The organism is Hallerella succinigenes (assembly GCF_002797675.1).
Lineage (GTDB): Bacteria > Fibrobacterota > Fibrobacteria > Fibrobacterales > Fibrobacteraceae > Hallerella > Hallerella succinigenes.
The window spans coordinates 1087937-1106417 of the sequence record NZ_PGEX01000001.1; the positions used below are offsets into that span (position 1 = coordinate 1087937).

Sequence of the window (18481 nt, forward strand, 5' to 3'; positions counted from 1 at the left end):
TCGCAATGACAGTGTCTTAGAATGTCTTCACCTGAAAAAGGATCGGCTTTAAAGCAAGGCACACGAGTGTAATCGACGTCACCGTCACGCCCAAGCGGAGCAAGAAGTACGTCGAAGAGCTCAAAGCGTTTTCATTCTTAGCGTCATCCGTCTTTTCTGCCGGAGCAAAGATCGAAATCGCCACGCGCAAGTAATAATAAATGGCAACGATTGAGAACACAAAGCCGAATGCCGCGAGAGCGACAAAGCCCGAGCTCACCACGCCCGAGAACAAGACGAACTTGGCGAGGAATCCAGAAAGCGGCGGAAGGCCAGCAAGGCTTGCGAGGCAAACCACAGCCGCGATGCCTTCGAGCGGACGGCGACGGCCCTGACCGCGAATGTCATCCAGATTTTCCTTTTCGTCGTTCTTGCCGCTAAAGGCAGAGATCGCAGCAAGCGCACCAGCAGAACCCAGAGCGTAAGTCACCAGGAAGTAGTACATTGCACTCAAATCCTTGCTCACAAGGCCGAGCACCATAAAGCCCGCGTTCATCACCGCCGAGAATGCGATAATGCGACGGATCGACTTCTGGGCAATTCCCGAAAGCGAACCGATCACAATCGAAAGAATCGCCACGACAATCATTACCGGGGCAAGCTTTTCCACGCCGGAACGCATCCAAAGAGCACCGAGGGCCGCGAGAGCGCCGACCTTCACGACAGCCGCCATGAAGCCCGTGACCGCAACAGACGCACCCGAATAGACATCTGCCACCCAGAAATGAATCGGAGCGGCGCCCGCCTTGAAGAGGAGCGCAAAAGACGAAAGCAGAACACCCGCGGAATAAAGGAGTTCGCGACCAGCGAGCACCTTACCGCCAAAATGAGTCGTTCCCGTTGCACCGTAGATTAAAGACATACCGTAAAGGAAGACAACGCTAAAGACAGCGCCCGTCACAAAGTACTTGAACGTCGCTTCGTTCGCATTGCGATCCTTGCGGCGCAAGCCGACAAGGCCGTAAATCGGGTAAGCAGCCAATTCCATTCCGACAAAAAGCGGAATGAAATCCACCGACTGCACCATGATCAGCACACCGACCGTTGCGAGAAGCGCAAGGCCATACGGTTCACCCGCCGGATACTTTTCACGTGCAAGCGTTACCTGCAACCCTCCGATACCAAGGAATGCGCAAAGCAACACGGCAAGGGAAAGGACCATGCGGAGCGCGCCCATTTCAAAGAATCCGAAAAGCGGAGCGGCATCCACTTTCACAAATACAAACGAGATTGCAGAAAGCACAAGGAACGCGCTTGCAACCCAAGGAAGCACCTTCTGCTTGTTTTTATCTGCAACAAACGGTTCCGTAGCGATGCAAACCATGGCGCCAAACGCAACGATTGCCATCGGAAGGAGATTCACAAAACTAGCGGACATCTTCAGCCTCCACTTGTTTTACTTCTTGTTCAGCCGTAGCCGTTTCTGCTACAGCCTTTTCTTCGGCTTCCGTCACAACCTGCGCTTCGACAGCGGCCGTATCCGCAGAAACCGGTTCAGCCGAGACCTGCTCAGTCATTTCGGCTACAGCGGCCGGCTGGGAAGCGGCTTCGATTGCAGCTTCAATTTCTGCCTGCTGATCTTCCGTCACGCGGGTATAATCAAGCGAGCTTGTGATCGGCAGCGGGAACACGCCGAAAACGATCAAGAGAATCAAAAGCGGCGCCGTCGCCACCGCATCCGCAATCGGGAAGCGGAGCTTCTTTTGGTCTTCCGAGATTTCACCCGGTTCGCCGAAGAGCACCTTCTGAATCAAACGCAACATGTAAACACCGGTCAAGATGATGCAAAGACCAGCGACAACCGCCGCGACCTTGCTCACACCCCAAAGACCGAGGAGTACAAGGAATTCTCCGACAAAGCCAGCCGTACCCGGAATTGCAATCGCGAGAATGCTTGCCACGCCAAAGAAGAAGCCGAACACCGGATAACGGCTCGCAAAGCCGCCCATCTTGTCGAGGCAGCGGTGACCTGCGAAACGTTCCGCAGAGCCCGAGAGAATGAAGAGGGCAGAAGCAGAAAGTCCGTGTCCAACAAGCATCACGAGCACCGCCGGGAACACTTCCACGTTAAGCGTAAAGATACCGGCAATCGCAAGACCCAAGTGACCCATGGAGCTAAATGCAAGGAGCTTTTTGATATCCTTGGCACGCATCGCCATAAAGGCGCCGTACACAGCCGTCAAAAGGCCGAATCCGAGAAGAAGCATGCCGTTCTTGAAAGCGACTTCCGGGAAGATCGCAATCACCCAGAAGTAGAAGCCGTAAACGCCAGCCTTCGACATGGCACCCGTCAAAACAGCGCTCAGGCTTGCCGGAGCTTCTGCATAGGTCTCTGCCTGCCAACCGTGCAACGGGAAGAGCGGAGTCTTTACCCAGAACGCAGCGGCAAAGCACCAGAAGAGAATCGTCTGCGTGGATTCCGGAAGAGCCTGCGCGGCCTGTGCAACCGGGAGCACGTAAGAAGATCCTGCAATGGAAATCAAATACCAGAGAGCGACTGCCATCGGAGCAGAACCGATGAGCGTGTAAAGGGCAAAGTTCGCTGCCGCTTTACGACGTTCAGATCCTCCGTAAGAACCGATGAGGATTGCTGCCGGGAGAACGAGCGCTTCGAAGAAGAAGAAGAACAGCACCGCGTCCGAAGCGAGGAACGTACCGTTCAAGGCTCCGAGAAGTGCGAACATTCCAATGGCGAAGTTGCGGTAGTTACCGCCCGTCGTCTTTCGAGCGCTGATTAAAGCAGCCAGCGTAATGATGTTAGCGAGGAACACCATCCAAGCGGAGAATCCATTCACCGCAAAGGAGAGCGTTACCGTTATGCCCGCGCCAGGGATCGTAAACCATTCCATCGGAGTGGTGTTGTAATCTCCTGCAAGGAGAAGCGTCAAGCTTCCGCAGAAGAGCGTCGCCGCAAGAATCACCGCAAGGCGAGATGCCGAACGGGCATCCTTACCAGAAGCGGCAACCATGAAAAGGGCGGCGAGGAACGGAGCAAAAACCAGTGCGTATAACATTAGGAAAGCCCTCCGCAGAGATAGACCACAATGCCAATGACCGCAACACCTGCGATGCTCAACGCGACCTGCAGGCGAACATTGCGAACCTGAAGGGAACGCAGACCGTCACCCACGATGAACACGAGCGAGCAAACCATCCATTGCAAAATCTGAACGAACTTGTCGATGACCATATCCGTCACCAGGGCAAGGAAGTTAAAGACCTTGATCACAATATTGTGGATATAGTCGAAGAAGAACGTCCAATCGCGAGCGCCGCCGACCGGAGTCGTGTCCGCATTTTTCTTGAGCTGCGGGATGCGCTTGTTCATGAAGATTTTATAGCCAACAGCTGCACCGACAATCGCCGCAGCCGTACCGAGAGCGGCAAAGAAAAGTGCAGACGGCATAAACGCCGGGGCCTTTTCCAAGAAGTGCGCCATCTTTTGAGCATAACCGACAGCCGGAGCAAGCCACTGTTCAAACCAGTTGGCGCCGTTCACGAACACGTTCCAGAAGTAGCCGGAGAATGCCGAACCAATCGCAAGAACGATCATCGGGAATGTCATGGAGAACGGAGCTTCATGGATCTGATCGTCACGCAGTTCGCCACGGTACTTGCCAAGGAACACGAGAACCATCAGACGGGTCATGTACACAGCCGTAATCACCGCGGTCAAAAGGCCTACGCCGTAAAGGACCGGGCCGAGAACCGGGGAGAATTCAAAGACGCGTTCGAGAATCAAATCCTTTGAGAAGAAGCCGGAGAATCCCGGAAAACCGATAATCGCGAGGTATGCAAAGAGCATCGTTAACGCGGTAATCGGAGTCTTCTTCAAAAGACCGCCCATCTTGCGCATATCCTGTTCGCCGGCAAGAGCGTGCATCACAGCACCTGCGCCGAGGAAGAGCGTCGCCTTGAAGAAGGCATGGGTGAACACGTGGAAAATCGAAACGTCGAAGGCCGAAACGCCAGCCGCCATGAACATATAGCCGAGCTGGGAAATCGTCGAGTAGGCGAGAACCTTCTTGATGTCGTTCTGGAGAAGACCTGCGACAGCTGCCCAGAAAGCGGTCAGCATACCGACAAGTGCAATCACCGGAAGCACGCCCGGAAGAATCACAAAGAACTGAGAGAGACGGGCCACGAGATAAACACCAGCCGTCACCATCGTTGCAGCATGGATCAACGCAGAAACCGGAGTAGGACCCGCCATTGCATCCGGGAGCCAGGTGAGGAGCGGAATTTGAGCGCTCTTTGCCGTGCAAGCCCAGAAGAAGAGAAGTCCAGCAGCCGTGAGGAGCGGAAGGCTCGTCGTAATCATTTCTGCCGAAGCCGGATTCACGATCCAAGCGAGAAGATCCGTGTAATTCAAAAGGCTCGAACCGCCGACCGTCACGAGAGCGGCCATACCGAGAAGGAAGCCGACGTCACCGACACGGTTCACGAGGAATGCCTTGTTAGCAGCCTTGCAGTTCTTCAAATCCTTGTTCCAGAAACCGATGAGGAGGTAAGAGCAAAGGCCCACACCTTCCCAACCGAGGAACGTGAGAACCAAGGAGTCCGAAAGAACGAGCACGATCATGCTGAACACGAACAGGTTGATGTAAGCAAAGAACTTGGCAAAGCCGCGATCCTTGTGCATGTAACCCGTCGAGTACATCGTGATGAGCGTCGCAATGCCCGTGATGAAGAGAAGCATTGTACGGGAAAGCCCATCAAAGAGGAATCCGAAGTGTGCCTGGAACAACGGAGTGTCGATCCAGTTGCAGAGAGTTTCGTGAATGCCTTCTGCCGGCATATTCCAGCCGATGAACGCTGTCGAAGCAAAGGCAAGGAGCGGGAAGATCACGGAGATCGTGCCCACAAGACCTTCATCAGGACCCTTTTCACTTTCAGAAGAAGCGAGAGCGATAAGCGTAAGCACCACCACGCCAACGAGAGGGAAAAGAGGAATTAACCAAAGAGGAATCATTTTCTGTTACCCCCTCATATTGGAATAGTTATCAACATCCGCGCTATCCTGATTTCTAAAAATCAAGATGATGATCGCAAGGCCGACGCAAGCTTCTGCCGCTGCGACCGCAATCGTAAAGAGCGGGATAATCTGACCGGTAACGCTCACCGTATCGGCAAACGTCTTCGAGAATCCGACAAGGCTCAGGTTCACCGCGTTCAGCGCAAGTTCCACGCCCATCAGAACGAAGAACACGTTACGCCGGCAGAGAGCCGTGGCGATACCGAGGGACATGAGGATCAACGCCAAAATTTGAACGTACATCGCGTGCATTAGTGAACCTCCTCAAGCTTCGCATTCTCCGAATCCGAAGCGATACGCTTACGGGCGAGAATGACAGCCGTCGCCATTGCAGAAAGCAGCACAAGGCCGATCGCAAGGACAATCAGATAATAGCCGTTGCCGTCAGCGCTTACGTTGAAAAGCGCCTTCGCCGTGACATCAACACCGCCACGCACCGTAGCCGGGTTAAAGTCGAACGAAGCATGGCAAAGCACGATCGAAGTGAGGGCAGCCACCGCCAAAACGGAGAACAGCACAAAAATCGAAACCTTGTCGAACCGTTTTGTCGTATTGTCACGCGAGCCGTTCAGCACAAGAATGATGAACATGAGGAGCGTCATGACAGCGCCTGCATAAACCATGATCTGGACAGCTCCGACGAAAGGGCTTCCCAAAAGGCCGTAAATGCCGGCCAGGGAAAGCATCGTCGTGACCATCGCAATCGAAGCATAGAGCGGATGCTTCGTGAAGAAGATGCAAAGGGAGCATCCCACCGCGATCACCGCCAAGATAATGAAGTAAATGAGAGCTAGCATTTGACTTCTCCCCAGACTTCGAGAGCCTGCTTATTTTGTGTTCCGCCCGGAGCTACCTGGCTCTGCGGGTCATCCGGATAATCCTTCGGATTCCAGCTTGTCAAATCCGTAAGGTTCACGATGAAGTCCTTACGTTTCGGATGGACAAAGCTCGTTTCGCAGGTATCCATGCGAAGAGCGTCAACCGGGCAAGCTTCCACGCAAAGGCCGCAGAAGATGCACACGGAATGGTCGATTTCAAAGCGAGAAGCCTTCTTTTCGATACGTCCGTCCGTGGACTGCGCCGCTTCGATAAAGATGCAGTGAGCCGGGCAAGCCGATGCGCACATAAAGCATGCAACGCAACGCGGCGAACCATCCGGGCGCACCATTATTCGATGCTTGGCACGGTAGTCACGCGGAATGTAAGGCTTAACTTCCGGATAACCAGTCGTCGGGAGCGTTTCGTAGCGGAAGAAACCGCGTAAAAAGTGCTTGATTGTCGTGTAGAGACCGCGGAACGCTTCGAAAATGTAGAGGCGTTCGATCAAGTTCATTTCTTTGTGTTTAACAACGCGAACCATTAGTTGCCTCCCATGACGAGTTTAGCGATAACGGCAGTCACCACCAAGTTCAACAGGGCAATGTTCAAAAGGATCTTCCAGCCGAGATGCATAATCTGGTCGTAGCGGAAACGCGGGAGCGTCCAGCGGACCCAAATCCAGATCCAGCAGAAGAACACCGTCTTAATCATCAAAACGAGGAACTGCACAGCGGCAGTACCGAGAGCGGTACCGATGCCATAAACCGGAAGGCCATTCACGATCGTCGATTCCGGATGGACAAAAAGTCCGGAAAGAACAGCCAGAGCGATGAACACAGGGACAGCGATCCAAGCGATGATCTTGTAAAGGAGATATTCCTTGTTGATTTCATCCTTGTTCGAAGCTTTACCCTTGTTGAATTCGCGGAGCCAGCGGTAAACCATGTGAAGGAATGCGAGGGCGAGGAAGGCGCAGATGCCGAAAAGAACGGCAAGGACAGTGCCAAAGTTCGCCTGCACATCGGCAGTCGTCATGAACGGAATCGAATAGCCGCCAAGGAAGAGCGTTGCCATGAGAATACTGTTGATTCCCACATGGCCATATTCTCCCATGTAGAACATACCGAACTGCATTGCGCCATATTCCGTATGATAACCAGCGACAAGTTCCGGGTCGCCTTCCGAAACGTCGAACGGAGGACGTCCTGTTTCGGCAATCGCAGCCAAAAGGAAGCAGAAGAACGCCACCGGCTGGACGAAAATGCCCCAGACGTGCGTTTCCTGCCAGTTCACAATTCCTTCGACATTGAACGTGCCTGCAAGCAGGACCATGCCCATCATCGAAAGGCCAAGGCAAACTTCATAACTGATGCTCGTAGCCGTTGCACGGAGAGCGCCCAGGAGCGGGAACTTCGACTTGGAAGCCCAACCCGAAAGCACCGTACCAAAAACCGAGAGCGAAGAAAGACCGAACATAAGCAGAATGCCGATGTCCGTATCCACGTTCGCAGCCGGAATGTGCACCACCGTATCGCCGAACGTAAAGTTCAAGGAAGCGAAGTACGGAAGAACACACGGCGTAAGCAGCGTGAGCCCAAACGGGATGGCCGGAGCGAGCGAGAATAGAACCTTATGAACACTCTTCGGTTCATAAATTTCCTTGAAGAAAAGCTTCAAGCCGTCGCAGCAGTTTTGGATCCAACCAAAGGCGCGAATCTTTCCGAAGAACGGAATCTTGATGTAGGAGCGGTTCGGGCCTTGACGGTCCTGAATGAAACCTGCACCACGGCGTTCCATCGGAATCAAGAGAAGAATGAAGAGCACTGGGATGAAAGCGAGCGCGAGCTTCGCAATCGTCAGAAGCCATTCAATCCAAGTTTTGGATTCAATCAATTCCATCATACGGCAGCATCTCCATCGAGCAATTCGCCCGTGCTATGAATGGCATCCAAAGAGAACTTCGCAAGCTTCGGAGCGAACTCGCCCGCCTTTTTGAAGGCGATAGCCGCACTCGTTACATCTTCACCGGCAAGGGCGAAGAGAACAGAGAACAGCGGAGCAAGTTCTGCATCCGGAGAAGTCGGAGCCGCATTCAGCTTTTGAAGGATCGAATTCACGTTCACCATGGATCCGCTTACTTCGGACCAGTGGTTGACGCCGTAAACCGTCGAAGACTTCTTTGCCGTTTCATCGTTCTTTGCAGAAATCGAAACGCGGTTCGGAATGACTTCAAGAGACTTTGCCTTCGAAGCGTCGCTACCCCACAGGTCTGCGGAAAGCGAAACGAGCGTCTTAAATTCGGAAGCGCGCTTGGCGAGGTCTTCTGCCGTCTGGGTAAAGCCAAACAGGGCGAAGCCTGCGCGGTTTGCCACCGGGTCCCCGCTCTTCGAAAGTCCGTCTGGAGTTCCTACCGGAGCGAAGGTTCCGACAAAGACTTCGGCGCGAGCCCCGAGCTTGTTCACAAGCGTCTTGAGGGCCAGAGCGTCTTCGTTCGTTGCACTTCCACCGAGGACGAATGCGATCTTGCCTTCGCCTTCGAGAGCCTTCTTCAAGGCGTCCAGGTTACCGACCGGCAAACGGTCCTTGGTAAACTGCTGGAAAGCGAGACGGCTCGTATTCGAAATCCAGGTGCGGTTCACTTCCGGATTGCAGCGCGGCATCACGCGCCAGATATATCCGTTGTTGTGATCGAGCCAGATGTTTGCGCCAAGGGAATCATCCATGGAGATGGTCGCCGTGCGAGAAAGCATCCAAACGCGCTGCTGGAAGCGGAAATACTTCGCAGTCATTGCGCCGGTCGGGCAAACGTCCGAGACGCAAAGGTCATATTCGTGATCGAGTTTGCGACCCGGGAATGTGGTGATGTAAGTCTTGTCGGCACGGAGCGCGAGCTGCAACTGTTCATCGCCGGCGACATCGCGCATGAAGCGGACGCAACGGTCACACTGCACGCAGCGTTCTTCATCGAGGAAGATCCGCGGGCCAATGTCCACACGCTTACCGCCACGGAGCTGACCCTTGGTGTCGTAGAACTGATGATCCGGATTGCCGTGGTAGTTTTTACCGACTTCTGGGTAAAGGCGGCTCGTATCCTTGCCCGCTTCCACGTAGTTTTCCTGGAGCGTGCATTCACCCGCCTTGTCGCAGATTGGACAATCGAGCGGATGGTTCAGCAGCATAAATTCGGAGACTGCTGCACGAGCGTTCTTCACGCGTTCGCTAGAACGCGGTGTCGAAATTTTCATTCCTTCCTTCACCGGGGTGAAACAGGAAATGATCAGAGCCTTTCCGCGCGGACCTTCCGTTTCGACGAGGCACTGGCGACAGTTACCAGAGACCGGCAAATACGGATGATAGCAAACGTGCGGGGTTTCAATGCCGACAGCTTTCAAAGCTTCGAGCAGGTTAGTATCGCCCGGCACTTCCACATTCTGACCATCGACCTCGATTGTAACTCGAGGACTCTTGGCAGTCGGAAGATGAGGCATGTTGTAATGATTGCTCATAAGATTACCAGTATGCTCCCAGACGAACGGTCGGTCTCAAGCGGGGTTCCGCATGATTCGGGTTCTTCGCGATATATTCCTCAAAGTCAGCACGATACTTTCTCGTGTAAACATTCAGCGGGCCACCGAGAGAAATCGAAAGCGGACAGATAGTCGTTCCGCCGAAACCAGCGGAAATTCCCTGCAACAGTTCGATATCCCCATCATGACCTTCGCCGCGCATGATCGCATCGAGAACGCGCTTGGCAAAGCCTGTACCTTCACGGCACGGCGTGCACTGACCACAGGATTCATGTGAATAGAAATGACCGAGGACATCCAGAATGTCGACCGCGTTATGCGTATCGTTGAACACGATAATTGCACCCGAACCGAACATGGTCTTCAAAGAGGCCATACATTCGTAGTCGAGAGTTGCATTCTGGCATTCTTCGGGAAGGAGCGGCGGGCAGGATGAACCACCCGGAATCACACCCTTCAGGTTACCGATAATTCCCTGACAGTATTCTTCGCTCGTGAGCATTTCCATAAGCGGCGTACCGAGAGGCGCTTCATAAAGGCCCGGACGTTTCACGTCACCGGAAACGCAGAACACCTTTGTACCGTGAGCACGCGGAGTGCCCATCTTCGTGTATTCTTCCACCGGATGGGAGAAAATCCACGGAAGCGACATGATCGTTTCCACGTTGTTCACGCAGGTCGGAGAAGCCCAGGCGCCAGCGACCGCCGGGAAAGGAGGCTTCAAACGCGGCTGGCCCTTTTGACCTTCGAGCGAGTTGATCAGAGCGGTTTCTTCACCGCAAATGTAAGCGCCAGCGCCACGGTGCACAAAGATATCGAAGCTGAACTTCGTACCCATGATGTTTTCACCGAGATAACCGGCAGCATAAGCTTCATTCAAAGCCTTGTTCACGCTTTCGATGCACGGGAGGAATTCACCACGTGCATAGATATAAGCCGTACGAGCGCCGAGAGCCCAGCCCGCAATAATCAAACCTTCGATCAAGCGGTGCGGATCTTCCAACAGAAGGAAGTGATCCTTGTACGTACCGCCTTCGCCTTCGTCAGCGTTCACCACGATATACACAGGCTTGCCCGTGTTACGCGGAACGAAGCTCCACTTCATGCCGGTCGGGAATCCCGCACCGCCACGTCCGCGGAGACCGGCGCGCTGAACGCGATCAATCACTTCGAACTGAGACATTTCGAACAGAGACTTGGAAATGGTGGAATAGCCGCCGAGCTTCTTGTAAGCGTCGATGCTCTGAGCGTGCTTTCCAAAGTTTCCAGTGCAAACCTTCATCGAATCTTGCATCGTTAACCCGCCTTCTTTGCTGTTGCAGGAGCTGCTGCAGGAGCTTCCGGTGGAGGAGGGGGAGGAGGCGCAGCCTTCGCCTTGCAAACCTGGGACGGCTTGGCAGTGCGAGTTCCGCTGACCGCAATCATGCGGTATTCATCCCCGATCTTACCTTCGGGATCCACGAACTGTTTGTCTTTGACACCCGGCTTACCCACTTCGGTCCAGGTTCCGTTCGTATTCTTTTCTACGGTGATTTCCGTAAATTCAGGAGCGCCCTTCCAAGTGAGGGTAGCGCCATTGTCGTCGACGAGAGCATTTACGCCGAGCACCGGAGAAGGCGGGGCGTAATCGGAAACCTGCGGCTTTGCCGTTGCGCCCGGAGCACCCGGGTGCCCGCCGTGGCCCTTTACCATGCCGCCGAGAACTTCACGCGGAGGTTCCTTTGGATACTTGGCAGCACGATCTCTGCACCACTGCAGAATCTTGTCGAGACGTTCCGGAGTGAGGCATTCACCCGGTTTCAAAGTCAATTCGCCGTTTTCGACGTTCGTTGCAAAGTCGTCGTTCACAATCATCGCCGGAGCGTTACCGCAAGCGGCAAGGCATTCGACTTCGACGATCGTAAAAAGGCCGTCCTTGGTCGTTTCACCCGGCTTCAAGTCGAGCACGCGGCGTGCATACTGAAGCATGCTTTCGGCGCCACGCAAGTGGCAGCTGATGTTGTGGCAGAACTGCAACAGGAATCTTCCCGTCGGAGCGTGCTTGTACATCGTATAGAACGTTGCAACGCCGTAAGCGTGTGCCGCAGAGCATTTGCAAACGTCGGCAGCCCAACGGATCGCTTCGTGCGGAAGCCAGCCGATTGCATCCTGGGCAACCCAGAGCACTTCGAGAAGAGCGCCCTGCGCGACCGGATAACGGGAGAGCAAATCCGCGATGCGGATCTTGACTTCAGCCGTTTCGAGCAGCGGAGCGATTTCGCCCCAAGTCGGCTGCTTTTGAATCTTGTTCGCATGACCGCACTGGTCCACTGCGCCCGGAAGAACTTCAACTGGGGACGGACCTTTGGAATAAGAAAGAATGTTATTCGCAACGTCCTGAATTGCACCGGTAATATGACTCATCTGTCCAATTCTCCCGCGATAATGTTGATGCTCGAAAGGCATGCAATCGAGTCTGCAATCATGCCGCCTTCCACGAGTTCATGGAACGCAGCGAACTGCGTAAAGCAAGGCGGACGCACCTTCACACGCCAAGGATGACCCGAGCCATCCGAAACGAGGGTGAAGCCGAGTTCGCCGTTAGCCGTTTCCGTTCCGCAGTAATATTCACCCGCCGGAACGCGAATGCCTTCGAAGACACTCTTGAAGCGGCCAGCCAAAGCTTCCATGTCTTGATAAACACGTTCATGAGACGGAACGCGCACGCGCGGATCTTCGACACTCACAGGACCCGGAGCAAGACGCTTCAGAGCCTGGCGAATGATCTTCAAAGATTCTTCCGCTTCGGCGAGACGGACCATAAGGCGGTCATAGACGTCACCACGGGTACCGGTCACCACGTTCCAGTCATAAGTTTCATAATCCCAATACGGTTCGTCCTTGCGAACATCACTGGCGACGCCCGTTGCACGAAGGCATGGTCCCGTCCAGCCGTAGCTGATCGCCTTTTCCGGCGTCATGCAGCCGACGTTCACCGTACGATCGAGGAAGATACGGTTGCGGTCAAAGCAAGCGTGCACATCGTGCAGGTTCTTCTCGACCGTCTTGCAAACCGCGAGAACATCTTCTTCAAAGCCTTCGTAAGTGTCGCGATAAAGTCCGCCGATACGGCCGTAGCTGTTCGTGAGACGAGCGCCGGTCAATTTTTCCCAAATGCGCATCGTCTGTTCACGGGAATCGAACAAGTAAAAGAAGCCCGTCGTCGAGCCCAAGTCCTGGGCCGCAGCAGCGTCACAAATAAAGTGATCCGCGATACGGGAAAGTTCGTTCACAATCACGCGGATAACCTTTGCACGTTCCGGGATTTCGATGCCGAGCATCTTTTCCACAGCACGGCAGTACGCGAAGTTGTTCATCATCGCGGAGCAATAGTCCAAGCGGTCGGTAAGCGGCAAAACCTGTTGCCAGGTTCCGCGTTCCGCCATCTTTTCAAAGCCGCGGTGCAAGTAACCGATTTCACCGACAGAAGCAGCGATGTTTTCACCGTCCAAAGCCGTAATGTAGCGCAAGCATCCGTGCGTCGCACCATGCGACGGACCGATGTTCAACACCATCAAATTCTTTTCTTCGCCTTCAGGAGTCAGCACTTTCATTTTTTAATACTCCCTTGCAGATATTCTTCTTCAGACGGATTGATTTCTTCCGGGCGCTCGAGAATACGGTAGCCCTTGGACTCCAAACGTTTTTCCAAAGTCGGATACAGGTAGTCGTTCGTCGAGAGCCATTGACGACGGTGAGCCGGGTAGTCCTTGCGGAGCGGATGGCCCACGAATTCTACGTGGTTCAAAATACGGCGCAGGTCCGGATGACCTTCAAAGATCACGCCGTACTGGTCGTAAACTTCACGTTCCTGCCAGTTGGCAATGGCGTAAAGATCCGAAATCGTCGGGACCTTCAGGTCGGCTTCTTCGACAAGAACCTTGACCATCATGCGCTTGGCTGGTTCGTAAACGCTCTTGAAAACGTATTCGACCGCAAAGCGAGGTCCGACATAATCCTTAAAACCGAGATAGTCGATGCCGACGACATCCATCAGCATGTCAAGTCCGAGTTCGTCACGAATAGCAAGCACCGTCGCATGCAAATTGCAACGGTCCACCACTACCGTCAGTCCCCACGGATTCTTTTCAGACCGAACGGCTCCGAACTTTTCGAGAGCCTTGAGCGCAGCTTCTTCGAAAGCCTGACGAGCTTCCGGAGTCGCGACGATCGGCTCTTTCACGTTGTCTAGAGATGTGGCCATTACGGATTCTCCTTCCAAAATTCCGCTTTGCGGATAGCGGTATTCTTTAAGCATTCCGCCTTTTCCTTGAGCTCCAATACCTTTGCACGGGAGTATTCCGAAAGCTCCTGCTTCGCCTGAGCGGTCTTCGCCTGGAGCAGTTCCCACTGTTCCTTCAGGCGTTCCTTACGTTTTGCCATGTAGGATTCATCCGAAACCTTCTTCTGGATTTCGAACATCGCATCGAAGAAGGCTTCCGGACGGCTCGGGCAGCCGCCGATATAAACATCGACCGGAATAATGTTATCGATACCCGGGACTGTGCAGTAGCAGTCGTATACACCGCCGGACGTTGCACAGGCACCCATCGCAATCACCCACTTCGGTTCAGCGAGCTGTTCGTAAATACGCTTCAGAATCGGAGCCTGTTTGTAAGTAATCGTCCCCTGAACGGCCAAGACGTCGGACTGACGCGGCGTAAAGCGGACGTATTCAGAGCCGATACGCGAAAGGTCGTAGGGGCTTGTTTCTGTACTCATGAATTCAATAGCGCAACACGCCGTTCCGTAAGGAAACGGCCACAGGGAATTTTTACGTCCCCAGTTGACTATGAAGTCAAGTTTCGTTGTGAAGAAATTGGCTTCTTGGGCTTCAACTGCCATAGAACGATACCTCGTAAATGTCGGTTTGAAAGATAGAAATTGAATTTGAGGGGAGTACCGATTTCCCTTCAAAAGCACAAAAATGAAAGTTTAAGGACCCATTTTGACCTCAAAAAACGCCCTTTCGGATTAAATTAAGCAAATTAGTCGGAATTAATCGAACTCAGACGACCCGTTTTTCGTCCGTTTTAAAAGCAAAGTGTTTTAGTCGGAATTAAACGCACGTTCAAACAAAACCGCGCTTTTTGGATTCATTCCCTTGACGCATTTATTAGAGATCTCGAACTTCATTTTTTAGCAACACCTAACTTCCATCCTCGTAAATGAGGCTTCGGCTAAATCAAGTTGAGGCATCCAGAAAAATAGACCCGGTTTCGTCTGGGGTCTGTTTTTTACCTCGGAGGATTGTAGGGCATTTCCTCTGAGATTTCCCGATGTCCGATCATGGACGCCCTCACGCGTCCTTTTTCTTTGGTCGAAAAGCGGAATTCCGGTCCGCGGAAAATCACGTTTTGCACAGTCGCAAGACCCGAGCCTTGAACGATCAAATGTTCAAAAGTACGGGCGTCGTAACGGCCCGTGTCGGGAACAGCAAAGACGGTGTTGCTGAGCTGCAAAACGCCACGGACGTTAAAGATTTTTCCGCGCCACGGAGCTTCTTTCGAAATTCCTTCCGGAAAGTTCAGCACTTCGGAATTTACAATTTGGAGCGTCGCATGCTTCCCCACCGTGAACTGGTCCTTTTCTACGTCCGCACCGGTCACGCCAAAACTAAAGAAAGCATTTGTAAAGCGAAGCGATCCGTAACAGCTGTCGCCGAGAATCACGCGTCCGAGCAAGTTGCTGTTTGAAAAATTAACCCCGACGCCCGTGTTCACAAAATTCGCTTCGACAGCTACATTGCAAAGGTCACAGCCGCTGTTCGAAATATCGAACGAGGGCAGCGCCCGAGTGCCGAACTCCCACTGCGAAGAATCCGCTGCGGTCATGGATTTTTCAAAGACAAAGCCTTTGTTCGCATAGATAATAAACACCTGATTCAGCCAGCCCCAATCGGCCCTGTGAAATTCAATGCCCGTCATATTTTCGAGGTTCTGTTTAGCAAGGAGTTCCGCCTTCGCATGGTCCGAAGCCTTTATCCCGTAGAACGGCCAGCTGTACTGATTGTGAATATTCACATTCTGAATCACCCCGAGCGATGTAATGCCGTCGAGAACCATTCCCTTTTTAAATACAGACATGTTCACGCCGCTGATAAAATGGTCGTTCGCACTCCAGCGCATAAAGATGCCCGCATAAGAATTCACCAGAGTCGTATTCACGACCGCGCAATGGGAAATCTCCCGTACCTGGTGGTTTTCATCGTAATCGTTGTTGCAAAAAACAGTCCAGGAATACGGCACCGGATTCCAAACGTCCGCCTGCTCCGGGTAAACGAGGTTCACCCCGTCGAGAGTCGCCGAACCTAAAAGGGTCACGCAGGATTCATACTTCCAAGGTTCCTTGTCGATATCTGCGGCACGCCCTACGTAACATTCGATTGTCGTGCCGGCACCTTCCAAATCCGCACGTTCCGCGATATGCGGACGCGTATATGTCCCCTTAAGAGTCAAACCGCGCGGCACATAGATCGGCTTTTCAAATTGCCAACGGCCCGCCGGCAAAAAGACCCCCTGCGCATTCTGCTTCGCCGCTTCTTCAAACGCGCTTTGCAAAGCGACATCATCCGAAGCTCCGTCATTCGGGAATCCGCCAAAATCCTGCACGTTCAAAAACACTTGAGCGAAAGCACTCGAAGTCCAAATCCAGAACAGGGTAAAGGTCAAAAAGGCGCGCATAAGCTTCCGAAAGACGATTCGAAATAAATGTATATTAAACGGCGATGAACGATGCAAACACAAGACCGCTCGCTGAACGTTTACGTCCAACATCCCTGGATGAATTCCTGGGACAAAATAAGATTTTGGGCGAAAGCAGCATGCTCCGCCAGAGCATTGAAGCGGACACGGTTCCAAGCATGATCTTTTGGGGACCTCCGGGCTGCGGAAAGACGAGCCTCGCAAACGTCATCCATCTGAACACTCAAAAGCGCTTCGTCGCCCTTTCCGCCGTGGAATCCGGTGTGAAAGATGTGAAGGCGGTTCTTGCAGAAGCGAAGACCTACCAGAACCTCGGCAAAGGTACGATTCTTTTTATCGATGAAATTCACCGTTTCAACAAGAGTCAGCAGGACGCTTTGCTGAAAGCGGTGGAAGACGGTACGGTGACGCTGATCGGCGCGACGACCGAAAACCCGGGATTCGAAGTGAATTCCGCTCTCCTTTCCCGATGCCAGCTGATTCTCTTTGGACCCCTTTCAACAGAAGATCTGTCGCATTTGGCAAAGCTCGCCCTTAAGGAACACCCCCGCGGAATGCAGCTTTCGGATGTGGAAATTTCGGACGAAACGCTTTTGAAGCTCGTTTCGCAGGCAGACGGCGACGCACGCTTTTTGCTGAACCAGGTCGAATGGATTGCGAAGAACCTGAACGGTAAAAAAGTCATCGACGCCAAGCTTTTGGACGCGATCCAGTACAAGAAACCTCTCCGTTACGACAAGTCGAACGAAGAACATTACAACCTGATTTCTGCATTGCACAAGTCGGTCCGCGGAAGCGATCCCGATGCCGCCGTTTACTGGTTGCACCGCATGATTCAAGGCGGCGAAGACCCGCGTTTTATCATTCGCCGTTTGATGCGCATGGCGATGGAAGACATCGGGCTTGCCGATCCAAACGCCCTGCTCCTTGCGACCGCCGCGCGACAGGCCTTTGACTTTATGGGCGTCCCGGAAGGCTTGATAGGCCTTGACGAAGTGGCGATTTACCTCGCTCTCGCCCCCAAGAGCAACAGCGTGGAACTCGCCGGCATGAAAGCGGACGCGGTGATTAAAAAGACAGGTACGCTACCCGTCCCCCGCGCATTCCGCAATTCCGTGACAAAAGTCGGCGAACAGCTCGGCTACGGAAACGGCTACATGTACGATCACGACAGTCCAGGCGCCTATTCCGCCCAGGAACATTTGCCGAAGGAACTCGTCGGCACGGAAATCTACAGCCCGACCGAATACGGCAGGGAAAAGAAGCTCGCCGAACGCCTCGCGGAGCTGAAAGCGATCAAGGCTTCGAAAGTTTCTGACAAGTAACCAAAACTTACTTTCTGCTTACAACATTTACTTTTTAAAGAAAACGTTCCTTTTTGAACGCTTGATGCGTCCCATTTCATTGATTTTGAAGCGTTTAGGGCAAATTCGGATAAAAACATATCCGTTTTATAGCTTTTTAATATAGTTTGGGAGAAAACTGAAGGAGTCCTTTCATGAATTTCAAATTGCTTGCCGCAGCGGCTGCTTTGTGCATTTCGCCGTCTTTTGCTATCCTCGGCATTGGTTTTCAATACGCCCCGAACTTTGGAACTAGTCTCGACAAGACTTCTAACGAAGAAATCGCAGGTTTAAGCTCTGGCGATCTTCAACTCGGCAAGGTGGAATACCGCCACGGTTCCTTCAGCGGTATGCAGGGCTTCGGTCTTAAGCTTTGGATCGACATCCTTCCGATTATCGACATCGAAGCGACTTACAACCTTCAGTGGGGCTCTTACTCTTCGACTTTGACCGTCACCGGTCTCGATGGCAAGGCGATCGAACGCGACATCGAACTTGAATTCGACGGTGTTCCGTTCGGCAAAACGACTCCGAAGTTCGTCGCCATGAACGGAGATGTTTCTATTACCTATCCGATTACTTCCCTTCCGATTATCCGTCCGTATATCGGCGGTGGTCTTACCTACTACTTGAGCACTCCGGTGATGAGCGCAAAATTCATCAACAGCTATATGGAAGTTCTCGAAGGGGAACTCAAAGAAGCTCTCGTTTCCGGCACGATGAGCGAAAAACAGGCGAAAGAACTCGCAAACAAGCTTTCCGATAAATTGCAAGATGACGGTCTGAACACAAATCTCGGCGGTCATATCATTGTGGGTCTTCGCGCCAAGTTGCCGATTATCCCGATTGCAGCCTATGTAAACGGCAAGTATTACTTCGGCATCGACTACGATGACGAAATTGACGCATCCTCGTTCGTTTTGGAAGCCGGTGTCGGCTTTGCTCTTTAATTCGATCTGATTTGGGAGTTTTTCG

At 53.0% G+C, this 18481-nt stretch carries 16 protein-coding genes; 2 read left to right on the forward strand and 14 right to left on the reverse strand.

Going from position 1 to position 18481, the window contains the following annotated elements; genetic code table 11:
* Positions 1-16: 16 nt before the first annotated feature.
* The 14 genes from BGX16_RS04880 to BGX16_RS04945 all read right to left on the reverse strand — a co-directional run bounded on the left by BGX16_RS04880 (position 17) and on the right by BGX16_RS04945 (position 16142).
* Positions 17-1417 carry an NADH-quinone oxidoreductase subunit N gene (locus BGX16_RS04880; RefSeq protein WP_100425043.1) on the reverse strand — a complete coding sequence of 467 codons (1401 nt, stop codon included), beginning with the start codon at positions 1415-1417 and terminating at the stop codon, positions 17-19.
* Positions 1407-3053 carry a complex I subunit 4 family protein gene (locus BGX16_RS04885; protein ID WP_100425044.1) on the reverse strand — a complete coding sequence of 549 codons (1647 nt, stop codon included), beginning with the start codon at positions 3051-3053 and terminating at the stop codon, positions 1407-1409. The genes BGX16_RS04880 and BGX16_RS04885 overlap by 11 nt, the downstream gene beginning before the upstream one ends.
* Complete coding sequence (gene nuoL / locus BGX16_RS04890) at positions 3053-5011, reverse strand: NADH-quinone oxidoreductase subunit L (RefSeq protein ID WP_100425045.1); 1959 nt, start codon at positions 5009-5011, stop codon at positions 3053-3055. The genes BGX16_RS04885 and nuoL overlap by 1 nt, the downstream gene beginning before the upstream one ends.
* A 6-nt stretch (positions 5012-5017) precedes the next feature.
* The gene (nuoK, locus tag BGX16_RS04895) at positions 5018-5326 is read right to left on the reverse strand and encodes an NADH-quinone oxidoreductase subunit NuoK (RefSeq protein WP_100425046.1); all 309 of its coding nucleotides are present in this window, start codon (positions 5324-5326) and stop codon (positions 5018-5020) included.
* Complete coding sequence (locus tag BGX16_RS04900; protein ID WP_100425047.1) at positions 5326-5871, reverse strand: NADH-quinone oxidoreductase subunit J family protein; 546 nt, start codon at positions 5869-5871, stop codon at positions 5326-5328. The genes nuoK and BGX16_RS04900 overlap by 1 nt, the downstream gene beginning before the upstream one ends.
* Complete coding sequence (locus BGX16_RS04905; protein WP_241899457.1) at positions 5865-6434, reverse strand: NuoI/complex I 23 kDa subunit family protein; 570 nt, start codon at positions 6432-6434, stop codon at positions 5865-5867. Before BGX16_RS04905 ends, BGX16_RS04900 begins: the two co-directional genes overlap by 7 nt.
* Complete coding sequence (locus BGX16_RS04910) at positions 6434-7795, reverse strand: complex I subunit 1/NuoH family protein (protein WP_241899458.1); 1362 nt, start codon at positions 7793-7795, stop codon at positions 6434-6436. The genes BGX16_RS04905 and BGX16_RS04910 overlap by 1 nt, the downstream gene beginning before the upstream one ends.
* Complete coding sequence (locus BGX16_RS04915; RefSeq protein ID WP_100425048.1) at positions 7792-9399, reverse strand: NADH-quinone oxidoreductase subunit G; 1608 nt, start codon at positions 9397-9399, stop codon at positions 7792-7794. The genes BGX16_RS04910 and BGX16_RS04915 overlap by 4 nt, the downstream gene beginning before the upstream one ends.
* A gap of 4 nt (positions 9400-9403) precedes the next feature.
* The gene (gene nuoF / locus BGX16_RS04920; protein WP_100425049.1) at positions 9404-10714 is read right to left on the reverse strand and encodes an NADH-quinone oxidoreductase subunit NuoF; all 1311 of its coding nucleotides are present in this window, start codon (positions 10712-10714) and stop codon (positions 9404-9406) included.
* A 2-nt stretch (positions 10715-10716) separates the two neighbouring features.
* Entirely contained in the window at positions 10717-11823 is a 1107-nt protein-coding gene (locus BGX16_RS04925) for an NADH-quinone oxidoreductase subunit NuoE family protein (RefSeq protein WP_100425050.1), read from the reverse strand.
* Positions 11820-13013 carry an NADH-quinone oxidoreductase subunit D gene (locus BGX16_RS04930; RefSeq protein WP_100425051.1) on the reverse strand — a complete coding sequence of 398 codons (1194 nt, stop codon included), beginning with the start codon at positions 13011-13013 and terminating at the stop codon, positions 11820-11822. The genes BGX16_RS04925 and BGX16_RS04930 overlap by 4 nt, the downstream gene beginning before the upstream one ends.
* Positions 13010-13663, reverse strand: coding sequence for an NADH-quinone oxidoreductase subunit C (locus tag BGX16_RS04935; protein WP_100426760.1), 654 nt, complete (start codon positions 13661-13663; stop codon positions 13010-13012). The genes BGX16_RS04930 and BGX16_RS04935 overlap by 4 nt, the downstream gene beginning before the upstream one ends.
* Positions 13663-14304, reverse strand: coding sequence for an NADH-quinone oxidoreductase subunit B (locus BGX16_RS04940; RefSeq protein ID WP_100425052.1), 642 nt, complete (start codon positions 14302-14304; stop codon positions 13663-13665). Before BGX16_RS04940 ends, BGX16_RS04935 begins: the two co-directional genes overlap by 1 nt.
* Positions 14305-14696: 392 nt before the next feature.
* Positions 14697-16142 carry a glycosyl hydrolase family 28-related protein gene (locus BGX16_RS04945; protein WP_157797875.1) on the reverse strand — a complete coding sequence of 482 codons (1446 nt, stop codon included), beginning with the start codon at positions 16140-16142 and terminating at the stop codon, positions 14697-14699.
* Positions 16143-16186: 44 nt separating this feature from the next.
* Between BGX16_RS04945 and BGX16_RS04950 the strand changes: the two genes are divergently transcribed.
* The gene (locus BGX16_RS04950) at positions 16187-17488 is read left to right on the forward strand and encodes a replication-associated recombination protein A (RefSeq protein WP_100425054.1); all 1302 of its coding nucleotides are present in this window, start codon (positions 16187-16189) and stop codon (positions 17486-17488) included.
* Between the two features lie 173 nt (positions 17489-17661).
* Positions 17662-18456 (forward strand): hypothetical protein, encoded by a 795-nt coding sequence (locus BGX16_RS04955; protein ID WP_100425055.1) that lies wholly within the window; start codon positions 17662-17664, stop codon positions 18454-18456.
* The last annotated feature ends 25 nt before the right edge of the window (positions 18457-18481 follow it).

Coding starts and splice junctions, on each gene's coding strand:
- BGX16_RS04880 (WP_100425043.1), bottom strand. CDS start 1,417: ATGTCCGCTAGTTTTGTGAATCTCCTTCCGATGGCAATCGTTGCGTTT.
- BGX16_RS04885 (WP_100425044.1), bottom strand. CDS start 3,053: ATGTTATACGCACTGGTTTTTGCTCCGTTCCTCGCCGCCCTTTTCATG.
- nuoL (WP_100425045.1), bottom strand. CDS start 5,011: ATGATTCCTCTTTGGTTAATTCCTCTTTTCCCTCTCGTTGGCGTGGTG.
- nuoK (WP_100425046.1), bottom strand. CDS start 5,326: ATGCACGCGATGTACGTTCAAATTTTGGCGTTGATCCTCATGTCCCTC.
- BGX16_RS04900 (WP_100425047.1), bottom strand. CDS start 5,871: ATGCTAGCTCTCATTTACTTCATTATCTTGGCGGTGATCGCGGTGGGA.
- BGX16_RS04905 (WP_241899457.1), bottom strand. CDS start 6,434: ATGGTTCGCGTTGTTAAACACAAAGAAATGAACTTGATCGAACGCCTC.
- BGX16_RS04910 (WP_241899458.1), bottom strand. CDS start 7,795: ATGATGGAATTGATTGAATCCAAAACTTGGATTGAATGGCTTCTGACG.
- BGX16_RS04915 (WP_100425048.1), bottom strand. CDS start 9,399: ATGAGCAATCATTACAACATGCCTCATCTTCCGACTGCCAAGAGTCCT.
- nuoF (WP_100425049.1), bottom strand. CDS start 10,714: ATGCAAGATTCGATGAAGGTTTGCACTGGAAACTTTGGAAAGCACGCT.
- BGX16_RS04925 (WP_100425050.1), bottom strand. CDS start 11,823: ATGAGTCATATTACCGGTGCAATTCAGGACGTTGCGAATAACATTCTT.
- BGX16_RS04930 (WP_100425051.1), bottom strand. CDS start 13,013: ATGAAAGTGCTGACTCCTGAAGGCGAAGAAAAGAATTTGATGGTGTTG.
- BGX16_RS04935 (WP_100426760.1), bottom strand. CDS start 13,663: ATGGCCACATCTCTAGACAACGTGAAAGAGCCGATCGTCGCGACTCCG.
- BGX16_RS04940 (WP_100425052.1), bottom strand. CDS start 14,304: ATGGCAGTTGAAGCCCAAGAAGCCAATTTCTTCACAACGAAACTTGAC.
- BGX16_RS04945 (WP_157797875.1), bottom strand. CDS start 16,142: ATGCGCGCCTTTTTGACCTTTACCCTGTTCTGGATTTGGACTTCGAGT.
- BGX16_RS04950 (WP_100425054.1), top strand. CDS start 16,187: ATGAACGATGCAAACACAAGACCGCTCGCTGAACGTTTACGTCCAACA.
- BGX16_RS04955 (WP_100425055.1), top strand. CDS start 17,662: ATGAATTTCAAATTGCTTGCCGCAGCGGCTGCTTTGTGCATTTCGCCG.